At 73.7% G+C, this 10,675-nt stretch carries 8 protein-coding genes and 1 tRNA gene; 7 read left to right on the top strand and 2 right to left on the bottom strand.

Annotation, left to right across the window (positions count from 1 at the left end; all coding sequences use genetic code 11):
• The coding region (locus HMPREF3099_RS10970; RefSeq protein WP_168168526.1) for a phosphatidylglycerol lysyltransferase domain-containing protein at nt 1-1,769 on the bottom strand (1,769 nt) is incomplete at its 3' end.
• Nucleotides 1,770-2,177: 408 nt separating this feature from the next.
• Here HMPREF3099_RS10970 and HMPREF3099_RS10965 point away from each other — a divergent pair.
• Entirely contained in the window at nt 2,178-3,206 is a 1,029-nt protein-coding gene (locus tag HMPREF3099_RS10965) for a pirin family protein (protein WP_070706067.1), read from the top strand.
• 91 nt (nt 3,207-3,297) lie between these two features.
• Here the strand turns inward: HMPREF3099_RS10965 and HMPREF3099_RS10960 are convergent.
• Nucleotides 3,298-3,381 (bottom strand) — tRNA-Leu (locus HMPREF3099_RS10960).
• 283 nt (nt 3,382-3,664) lie between these two features.
• Here HMPREF3099_RS10960 and HMPREF3099_RS10955 point away from each other — a divergent pair.
• From HMPREF3099_RS10955 to HMPREF3099_RS10930, 6 genes are all read left to right on the top strand, one after another.
• On the top strand, nt 3,665-4,756 hold the full coding sequence (locus HMPREF3099_RS10955) for an FhaA domain-containing protein (protein ID WP_070706065.1): 1,092 nt from the start codon (nt 3,665-3,667) through the stop codon (nt 4,754-4,756).
• Nucleotides 4,753-5,244, top strand: a complete 492-nt coding sequence (locus tag HMPREF3099_RS10950) for an FHA domain-containing protein FhaB/FipA (RefSeq protein WP_070706063.1) — start codon at nt 4,753-4,755, stop codon at nt 5,242-5,244. The genes HMPREF3099_RS10955 and HMPREF3099_RS10950 overlap by 4 nt, the downstream gene beginning before the upstream one ends.
• A 2-nt stretch (nt 5,245-5,246) precedes the next feature.
• Nucleotides 5,247-6,887, top strand: a complete 1,641-nt coding sequence (locus tag HMPREF3099_RS10945; RefSeq protein WP_070706061.1) for a PP2C family protein-serine/threonine phosphatase — start codon at nt 5,247-5,249, stop codon at nt 6,885-6,887.
• Between the two features lie 77 nt (nt 6,888-6,964).
• Nucleotides 6,965-8,332: an FtsW/RodA/SpoVE family cell cycle protein gene (locus tag HMPREF3099_RS10940; RefSeq protein ID WP_070706069.1), complete on the top strand. Its 1,368-nt coding sequence runs from the start codon at nt 6,965-6,967 to the stop codon at nt 8,330-8,332.
• On the top strand, nt 8,329-9,798 hold the full coding sequence (locus tag HMPREF3099_RS10935; protein ID WP_070706059.1) for a peptidoglycan D,D-transpeptidase FtsI family protein: 1,470 nt from the start codon (nt 8,329-8,331) through the stop codon (nt 9,796-9,798). The genes HMPREF3099_RS10940 and HMPREF3099_RS10935 overlap by 4 nt, the downstream gene beginning before the upstream one ends.
• Nucleotides 9,795-10,675, top strand: an 881-nt coding sequence (locus HMPREF3099_RS10930; RefSeq protein ID WP_141762142.1) for a serine/threonine-protein kinase, incomplete at its 3' end; no start/stop codon positions are given. The genes HMPREF3099_RS10935 and HMPREF3099_RS10930, both read left to right, overlap by 4 nt.

Raw genomic sequence — 10,675 nt, 5'->3', positions numbered from 1 at the left:
ACCACCGCGTAGGCGGCCGCACGCCGGCCACCAGTGGCGTGCCGACGGCCCCAGGCGGGCAGGAAGCCCTCGGCGCGCGCCGTCGCCAGTCCGATGCGGGCCAGCTGCTCGGCCTCGGCGTAGCAGACGTACCGGCGGTTCCACTCCGGCCGGTACCGCTGGTTGGCGGTGTAGAGCGACTCGATCTGCCAGAACCGGGAGGCCCGGCGCAGCAGCCAGCGCTGCATGCGCGTCACCGGGCCGGCCCCCAGGGTCTCGCCCTCGGCGAAGACCGAGCGGAAGACGGCGAAGTTCAGGCTGAGGCGGCGCACGCCCACGCTCTCGCGCTGGCGGCACAGCTCGGCCACCATCGTCTCGGTGACGCCGTTGGGCGCGTCCGGGGAGCGGCGCATGAGGTCCAGCGACGCCCCGGTGGGGCCCCACGGCACGAAGGACAGCAGTCCCACGAGGTCGCCCTCGGCGTCCACGGCCTCCACCAGCACGCACCGTCCATCGGCCGGGTCGCCCAGGCGCCCGAGCGCCATCGAGAAGCCACGCTCTGGGGCGTCCCCGCGCCAGGCCTCGGCGGCACGCACCAGGCCCGGCCACTCGGAGAGGTCCACCTGCTCGTGGCGGCGCACGCGCACCTCCACGCCGGCCCGCCGCACGCGGCGTACCGCCTGGCGCACCGGGGCCATCTCCGGGCCGTTGAGGGAGAAGGCGTCGGCGTCCAGCACCGCCTCGTCGCCCAGCGAGATGACACCCATGCCCCAGTCGGCGAAGGCCCGCGCCCCCGCGTCGGAGACGCCCACCGCCGCCGGCGCCCACCCGAAGCGCCGCGAGACGGCCAGCCAGTTGTGCACGGCGCTGCCCCACGACTGCGGGTCGCCCAGCGGGTCGCCCGAGGCCAGGCTCACGCCCTGCTCCACCCGGTAGGCCACGGCGGCCCGTCCGTCGCTGGAGAAGATCACGGCCTTGTCGTCGCGCGTGGCGAAGTAGCCCAACGAGTCCTGCGCCCCGTAGCGCTCCAGGAGCGCCCGCACCGCCGCCTGCTCCTGGGCGTCCTGGGTGTTGTGGGAGGTGGCGCTGCGCAGCAGCACCAGCAGCGTGCCCACCAGCACCGCCGACCCCATGAGCGACAGGATGCCGGTCACCCAGACCGGGGGCGCGTGGGACGCGTCCGCCGCAAGACCGCCGTCCAGGCCGGTGACGTGGTCGACCGCCCACGCGAGCCGGCGGTGGTGGGGCAGGTCACCGGGCTGCAGCCGCACCAGCAGCCACCCCAGCAGGATGGCCGACAGGGTGCCCAGCACCATGAACGCCGCCGCGGAGGCCCAGGCGTCGCTCCGGACCCGCGCGCAGAACTGGCGGTAGGAGGCCACAGCCACCCCCAGCCACGTGAGGTGCAGAAGGCTGGCGGCCACGGCGTGCCAGGACTGGCCCTCCAGCAGGCTGAACACGTCACCCTCGAGCAGAATCACCAGGTACACCAGCAGCATGGCCCACCCGACCCGCTTGCGGGCGGTGAGCGCGGCGGCCACCACGAACATCACCGTGGCCACGGTGAAGCTGGGGTAGGCCACCAGGTAGTACGAGTCCACGGTGCGGATGCCCGCGGTGTAGAGGTTCGGCACGAGGGAGAGGGCCAGCACCAGCAGGCCGTTGGCCACCAGCAGGGCGGCCATGGCCCGCGGCACCTGGACCCGCCAGCCCACCTGCGGCTCGGCCAGGTCCTCCACCTCGGCCCGGGGGCGGTCGTGGTGCGGGGGGTCGAGACGTCGTGCAGGCATGTGGGCCAGCATGAGGCCCCGGTGGGCCCGCGGGTCTCCGCCCGTGGACCCGGGGTGTGTCGCCGGGGTTGCCCACAGGCGGACCGGCACCCCCACGAGGTGGCACCACACCGTCCACAGATCGGCCCGGGGGATGACGCACCCCTGATCCGGGCGCGTCGATACTCGGAACCGATGGCGCCGCTGCGTCATCGGGCCACTGGCCCACACCGGACGGGTCGGTGCCGCCCCGGGGTCTTGGAGGGGGATCCCGCGACGGCACCGACCGTTCCGTGTCCGGCCGCGGTCCACGCCCGACGCCGTGGCCCACCACCCCCACCTGCTCCGCCCACGACCCGTGTGCGCGGGAATGCACCGGCCACCCCGCGCGCTATACTTGGTGACACATCACCATCAGGAGGAGGCGCCATGCCTGCCGTGACCACCCAGAACGTCCTCGAGCTGGACCGCGTCGTGCCGGCCCCCGGCAGCCGAGCCCGCGCCGTCCGCTCCGTCACCACCGCACCCCAGGGCCACGAGGGCGAGGGCTTCCCCGTCCGCCGCGCCTTCGCGGGCATCGACCTGCGCGACCTGGACCCCTTCATCCACATGGACCAGATGGGCGAGGTGGAGTACGCCCCGCTCGAGCCGCGCGGCACCGACTGGCACCCGCACCGCGGCTTCGAGACCGTGACCTACATCATCGACGGGTCGTTCCTCCACGAGGACACCCACGGCGGTGGCGGGGCCATCACCGACGGCGACACCCAGTGGATGACCGCCGGGTCCGGCCTGCTGCACATCGAGGCCCCGCCGGAGCAGCTCCTCATGTCCGGCGGCCTGTTCCACGGCTTGCAGCTGTGGGTCAACCTGCCGAGCCACCAGAAGATGTCCGACCCGCGCTACCAGGACATCCGCGGCGGCGAGGTGCGCCTGCTCTCCAGCGAGGACGGCGGCAGCCTGCTGCGCGTCATCGCCGGCGAGGTGGACGGCCACGAGGGGCCGGGCATCACCCACACCCCCATCAGCATCGTCCACGCCACCGTGGCCCCCGGCGCCCAGCTGCGCCTTCCGTGGAACCCCGGGTTCAACGCCCTGGTCTACGCGCTCTCCGGCGACGGCACGGTGGGCTCCGAGCGCCGCCCGCTGCGCACCGGCCAGCTGGCCCTGCTGGGCGAGGGCGACCACATCGAGGTGCGTGCCGACGAGCAGCAGGACGCCCGCCACGCCGAGGGGCTCGACCTGTACGTCCTCGGCGGGCAGCCGATCCGCGAGCCGGTGATGGCCTACGGCCCGTTCGTCATGAACACCCGCGCCGAGTTGGTCACCGCGTTCGAGGACTTCCAGGCCGGGCGTCTGGGGACCATCCCCAACAGCCCGCGCGTGAAGGCGGCCTCGCAGGTGGTGCGCGACGCGCTGGACTCCGGGGAGGCCCGCCCCGGCCACCAGGTGCTCTGAGCACCGCCCCGACGGTGCCGGTCGGCCACCACCGACCGGGACCCGGGTACGCGAAAGGCCCCGGGACGAATCCCGGGGCCTTTCCCTTGCGTGCGCGAGGGGGGAGTTGAACCCCCACGCCCTTTCGGGCACACGGACCTGAACCGTGCGCGTCTGCCTATTCCGCCACTCGCGCGCAGTGCCCGACCACCTGATCTCACCACCCGGAGATGGTGTCGACCCATCGATCGAACGACGGCATACGTTAACAGCACATCCACGGGCACGCCAATCGGCCCGACGGGGCGCCGACCCACGGCCTTGGTCCACCCCGCGGACGCGTGGCATCCACCTCCGGTCCTCCCGCGCGGCAGGGCCCCGGCAAGTACGATCGCCGCAGGATCGACGCGCCCGCCGGACCCCCGTGGACCCGCCCCGTGGCGCGACCGACGCTGCAGAACCGCCGCAGGGAGGCACTCATGGGCTTGCTGGATCGCTTCGAGTCCGGGACGGAGCGCGTCTTCACGGCGCCCTTCGCCCGGCTGTTCAAGCGCGAGGAGCTGCAGCCCGTCGAGATCGGTGCCGCCATCCGCAAGGCCATGGACTCGCGCGCGGCCGTGGTGAACCGCCACCGCACCATCGTTCCCAACGTCTTCACCATCGAGCTGTCCGACGACGACTTCGACCGCCTCATCGCGTTCGACGAGGCGATCACCGACGAGCTCATCGCCGACGCCCAGGAGTACGTCACCGAGCAGCGCTACACCCCCGGCGGCCCGCTGCAGATCGAGCTCGTGGCCGACCCGGACCTGCAGCCGGGCATCTACAAGCTCCACCACGCCACCGTGCGCAACCCCGCCACCCTGGACGAGCGGGGCGACATCGACTCCTGGGGCGCCGCGCACGAGCGCTTCGACGACGCCATCGACCGCCACACCCAGGGCCACCGCATCCCCGCCGACGCCAAGTACCTGGGCGAGGTGGACGAGGAGGCCATCGCCGCGGCGAAGGCCTCCTCGGAGCAGCCGACCGCCGACGACTCCGCCGCCCGAGGGGCCGAGGACGCGCGCCGCGCCCGGAAGGAGGCCGACCGCGCTGCCGAGGCCCGGCGCGACCGCGAGCGCGAGGCGGCCGCCGAGCAGCACCGTGCCGAGATCCGCCGCGCCGCCGAGCGGGAGCAGGCCCAGCGCGAGCGAGGGGGTCAGGAGGAGACCGAGCAGGAGACCCGGGACACCGCCGCGACCACCCAGGTGCCCGCCCGCTCCACTCGTTCCGTGGCCCGCCCGTGGGTCGAGGTGGATGGTGTGCGCCACGTGCTCGAGAAGCCGACCACCCTGCTGGGCCGCGACACGGTGTGCGACATCACCGTCCCGGACCCGGGTATCTCCCGCCGCCACGTGGAGCTGACGGTGGACGCGACGGACACCGCCCGGCTGACGCTGCGTGACCTCGGGTCGACGAATGGCACCTTCGTGGGCGGGGAGCGCGTCCGCAACACCCGCCTGGCCGACGGGGACTCCTTCGTCATGGGTCGCACCACGGTCACGGTGCGGCTCGGACGGGCGCAGTGAGCGAGCTCACGGTCTCGGTGCTGCGGCTCGCCCTGCTCGCAGCGCTCTGGCTCTTCGTGCTGGCCGTCGCGCGGGTGCTGCGAAGCGACCTCTACGGCGCCCGCGTGGTCACCCGTGACCGCCGCCGCCAGACCCGTCGCACGCCGATGCCGGATGAGGCCTCCCCGGACCGCCCCGGTCGCCGCAACGCCCCCCGCGAGCCGCGCCGCCTCGTGGTGGTGGCCGGCCCGATGCGGGGTGCCAGCCTGGCGCTGACGTCGTCCCCCGTCGTCATCGGCCGCAACCCGGAGTCCAGCCTGTCGGTCGACGACGACAGCATCTCCGGCTCCCACGCCCGCATCAGCCCCGACCCGCACGGCTGGATCATCGAGGACCTGGGCTCCACCAACGGCACCTGGCTGGACGACCAGCGCCTGCTCGAGGCAGCCCCGCTCGTGGTGGGCAGCACCATCCGGCTGGGCCGCACCGTCCTGGAAGCGAAGGCCTGAGCATGTTCGACCTCCACTTCGCCGCGCGCTCCGACCTGGGCCTGGGCTCCAAGATCCGCAACGAGGACTCGGGCTACGCGGGCCCCAACCTGCTGCTGCTGTGCGACGGCATGGGTGGGCACGCCGGCGGCGACACGGCCTCGGCCATCGTGGTGCACCACCTGGCCGAGCTGGACAACGACGTCTACCGCGCCTCGGACGCCGGCGACATCCTGCTGCGCGAGGTGGCCGCGGCCAACGCCAAGCTCCACACCTTCGAGGAGGAGCACCCCGAGACCGAGGGCATGGGCACCACCTGCATCGCGATGGTGCGCAGCTCCCACTCGCTGGCCATCGCCCACATCGGCGACTCGCGGGCCTACCGCGTGCAGGACGGCGTGCTCTCGCAGATCACCCACGACCACTCCTTCCTGCAGCTGCTCATCGACGAGGGGCACCTCACCGAGGAGGAGGCGTGGGGCCATCCCCAGCGCTCCCTCATCACCCGTGTGCTCTCCGGCCGGCCGGACGACGAGCCCGACCACGGCGTCATGCCACTGGTGCTGGGCGACCGCTTCCTGCTGTGCTCCGACGGCCTGAGCGACTACGTGCGCGACGAGACGATCGCCCAGGTGCTCCGGGAGTCGCCCGACCCGCACGACGCCGCGCAGGCCCTGGTGGACGTGGCCCGCCGCGCGGGCACCCGCGACAACGTGACCGTGGTGGTGGCCGACGTGGTGCGCCCCGGCTCGGCGCCGCGCAACCAGCCGCAGATGGTGGGTGCCGCCGCCCGGCTGCGTTCCGGCCACGAGTACGAGGGCGCCACCGAGGAGCCGGACCAGCACGCCTTCCGCGAGCCGCAGTCCGCCGACGCCCCCACCCAGACCGTCCCCGTGGCCGATGACGGGTCGGTGACTCTCAACGGGCGTCACCTGGTGATCGGGCAGCGGGCCTTCACTCCGCGCACCATCAGCCGCGACGGGGTGACCGGCAGCACCAAGGCGGACTTCGGGCAGCGCGCCGCCGAGCCGACCGGTGAGGTCATCGAGATCCGCGACAGCGGCCCCACCGGCGACGGGCGCCCCGTGGCCACCGAGCCACGTCGCCATCCCGTGGCCCGCGCCGTGGCGTGGGTGGTGGGGGCGCTGGCCCTGCTGGCCCTGGCCGTCGGGGGCCTGTGGTGGTGGGGCACGCAGAACTACTTCGTCGGGGAGCGCGACGGGCAGGTGCAGATCCGCCGCGGGTTCGACGTGGTGCTGGCCGGCCAGGAGCTCTCCACCCTCGAGGAGGGCAGCGACCTGCGCGTGGACGCCCTGCCCGGCTTCTACGCCGACAGCGTGCGCGACGCCATCCCGGCCGACGACCTGCCGGACGCCCAGCGCACCCTGGCCGACCTCCGCGAGCGCGCGGAGCGGGCCGGGAAGAACCGCCAGGAGCCGAGCGGGACCAAGTCGGGCTCCAGCGGGTCCGGGAGTTCCAACGGCTCGGGCAGCTCCAGCGGGTCCAGCGGGTCCAGCAACCCGAGCGGCTCGCCGACCTCGAAGGGTTCGGCGTCCCCGAGCCCGCACGGCTCCAGCGGGTCGGGCTCCTCGCCCCGTCCCTCCCGGTCCTCGGCCGCGCCGTCCTCGCCCGCCCCCACCGGCTCCTCGGGGTCCGCCTCGTGACCCCTCTGCGTCACCGCGGGCAGGAGGCCACCGCTCCGGTGCAGGAGAGCTGGCTGGCTCCCCGCAACGGCCGGTGGATGGAGCTCCTGCTGCTCGCCCTGGCCATCGGCATCACCGCCCTGGCCTACGTGCAGGTGGGCCTGGGCACCGCCCGCGCGGTGCCCACCAACATCCTCACGCTGGCCGGCGGCATGGCCGGCATCGCCCTGCTCTTCCACGTGGTGCTCTGGTGGCGTGCCCGCTACGCCGACCCGGTGATCCTGCCCGTGGTCACCCTGCTCAACGGCCTGGGCCTGGTGATGCTCCACCGGCTGGACATCGCCAAGGACCGCGGGCTGGCCAGCGGCGTGGCCGGGCGCCAGCTCATGTGGACGGCCCTGGCGGTGGCCGTGGCGATGGTGGTGCTCGTGGTGCTGCGCGACCACCGGCGGCTGCGCCGGGTCACGTGGACCTGCGCAGCCCTGGGCTTCATGATGCTGCTGAGCCCCCTGGTGCCCGGCCTGGGCATGTCCAACTACGGCTCGCGCATCTGGATCAGCTTGGGCCCCTTCAGCTTCCAGCCGGGAGAGATCGCCAAGATCCTGCTGACCATCTTCTTCGCCGGGTACCTGGTGAGCGCCCGCGACGCCCTCTCGCAGGCCGGCCCCAAGGTGCTGGGCCTGCGCTTCCCCCGCGTGCGCGACCTCGGTCCCATCCTCATGGTGTGGGGCCTGAGCATCCTCATCCTCGTCTTCGAGAAGGACCTCGGGTCCTCGCTGCTCTTCTTCGGCCTGTTCGTGGCCATGCTCTACGCGGCCACCCAGCGCCTCTCGTGGATCCTGCTGGGCCTGGGCATGTTCGCCGCCGGCGCGTTCACCGCCTGGCGGCTCTTCGGGCACGTGCAGCAGCGCGTCACCATGTGGCTCGACCCCTTCAGCCCGGAGGCGCTGGCCATCAGCGACCAGGTGCCGCTGGGCCTCATGGGGATGGCCAACGGCGGGCTCCTCGGCACCGGCCTGGGCCGTGGCCGGCCGGACCTCACCTACTTCGCCGAGAGCGACTTCATCGTGCCGTCCTTCGCCGAGGAGCTCGGCCTGGTCGGCTTCATGGCGATGATGGTGCTGTATGCCGTCCTCGTGCAGCGGGGGCTGCGCATCGCCCTGGGCTCCCGGGACGGCTTCGGCACCCTGCTGGCGGCAGGGCTGGCCTTCGCCGTGGCCCTGCAGGTCTTCGTGGTGGTCGGCGGCGTCACCCGCGTCATCCCGCTCACCGGCCTCACCACGCCCTTCCTCTCGGCCGGCGGGTCCTCCCTGCTGGCCAACTGGACCATCGTGGCCCTGCTGCTGCGCCTCTCCCACGACGCCCGTTCCCCCATCCCGCTGGGCGAGGACGAGGCACCCGACGACGACAGCCCGGCCGCGCGTGCCTCGGCCCTGGCCCGCAGCACCCGGGAGGTGGCCGCGTGAACCAGCCCATCCGACACCTCGCGTGGCTCGTCGCCCTGCTCTTCGGCGCCCTCCTCGTGGCGGGCAGCTGGATCCAGGTCGTGGACGCCAACCACCTGCGCGAGCTGCCCGGCAACCGGCGCACCATGCTCAACGACTTCGGCCGGGAGCGGGGCAAGATCCTCGTGGACGGCGAGCCCGTGGCCACCAGCGTGCCCGCGCAGGGGCAGGTGCCGTGGGTGCGCACCTACCCCCGGGCCGAGGAGTACGCCCACACCACCGGCTGGTTCTCGCTGGTGTACGGCAGCGGCGGCGGCCTCGAGGGGGCCGAGTCCTCCCTGCTGTCCGGCCGTGACGACTCCCTGTTCTACCGGCGCCTGCCCGACCTGCTGGCGGGCCGTGAGCCGGCCGGCGCCAGCATCGAGACCACGCTGGACGCGCGCGCCCAGCACGCCGCGGCCCAGGCCCTCGGGGACCGCCGCGGCGCCGCCGTCGCGATCGACCCGCGCACCGGCGACATCCTGGCGATGGTGAGCTCCCCCTCCTACGACCCGACCCGCCTCTCGCAGACGGACCTCGGTGCGGTGGAGAAGGCCTGGGTCGAGCTCAACGCCGACCCCGGCCGCCCCCTGTCCAACCGGGTGCTGCGCTCCACCTACCCGCCCGGGTCGGTCTTCAAGCTCGTCACCGCTGCGGCCGCCCTGGAGAAGGGCGTGGCCCAGCCGGACACACAGCTCGACGCCCCCGCCCGTTACACCCTGCCGGGCACCAGCACCAGCCTGCGCAACTTCGGTGGCAAGGAGTGCACGCAGGACCCCTCGGGCCGGCAGACGCTCGCCGACGCCCTGCGCGTCTCGTGCAACACCGCCTTCGCCGCCCTCGGCGTGCAGGTGGGTGCCGACGCCCTGCGGGAGCAGGCCGAGGCCTTCGGTGTGGGCCGGGAGCTGCGCGTTCCCATGCGCGCGGTGCCCAGCTCGTTCCCCGCCGACCCCAACGAGGCCGGCACGGCCCTCTCCGCGCTCGGCCAGCAGGACGTGCGCACCACGCCGCTGCAGGTCGCCCTCATCAGCGCCGCCATCGCCAACGGCGGCCAGGCCAAGGAGCCCCACCTCGTGCAGCAGATCCTGGACGACGACCTCGACGTCATCGACGAGCCGGGGCACGGTGACCTGGACCGTGCGGTCTCCCCCGAGACCGCGGACCGCCTGCGCGAGATGATGGTGCAGGTGGTGGAGTCCGGCACCGGCCGGGCCGCCGCCATCCCCGGCGTGCAGGTGGCGGGCAAGACCGGCACCGCCGAGTTCGACGACCCCGAGGGCCACGTCCACGCGTGGTTCACCGGGTTCGCCCCCGCCGACGACCCGCAGGTGGCCGTCGCCGTGGTGGTCGAGGACGTGGGCCGTTCGGCCTCGGGGGAGACTGGTACCGGTGGGTCCGTGGCCGCGCCCATCGCCCGTTCGATCATGGAGGAGGTGCTCGCCCGATGAGCAGGCACGGTTCCGGCGACCTCGTGGCAGGCCGCTACCGCCTCACCGAGCACATCGCCACCGGTGGCATGGGCGAGGTCTGGCAGGCCGACGACGAGGTGCTGCAGCGCCCCGTGGCCGTGAAGCTGCTGACCAAGGGCCTCAAGGACACCGAGGGCTTCGACGAGCGCTTCCGCTCCGAGGCGCGACACAGCGCCCAGCTGCACCACCACAACATCGCGGCCGTGCACGACTTCGGCGAGGACGACGACGGCGCCTGGCTGGTCATGGAGTACGTCCCCGGCCTCACCGTGGCGCAGATGATCCGTGACCGCGGCGCGCTGCCCCCCGAGGAGGTGGCCGACCTCATGACCCAGGCGGCCCGCGCCCTGGGGGCCGCCCACTCCGCCGGGGTGGTGCACCGCGACGTCAAGCCGGCCAACGTCATCGTGACCCCCTCGGGCGTGGCCAAGCTGACCGACTTCGGCATCTCCCGCGCCGTGGACTCCGCCGGCCTCACCCGCACCGGCGAGGTGATGGGCACCGCCCAGTACCTGGCACCGGAGCAGCTCATGGGCCGGGGCGCCTCCCCGGCCTCGGACCTGTACAGCCTGGGCGTGGTGGCCCACGAGATGCTCACCGGCGAGCGCCCGTACGAGCGGGAGTCCGTGGTGGCCACCGCGATGGCGCACGTCAACGAGCCCATCCCGCCGCTGCCGGCCTCCACCCCCGGTCCGCTGGCGGCCGTGGTCACCCGCCTCATGGCCAAGGACCCGGCCGACCGCCCGCAGGGTGCCCGGGAGCTGGTGGCCATGCTCACCAACCCCGATGCGGTGGCCGCCGCGCCCCCGCGCGTGGTCGGTCCCGACCCGGCCGACGAGGCGACCCGCCCGGTGGC

This window comes from Kytococcus sp. HMSC28H12, assembly GCF_001816045.1.
Lineage (GTDB): Bacteria > Actinomycetota > Actinomycetes > Actinomycetales > Dermatophilaceae > Kytococcus > Kytococcus schroeteri.
The sequence above is the reverse complement of the archived record's forward strand: the minus strand, read 5'-3'. Positions and strand labels throughout refer to the sequence as shown.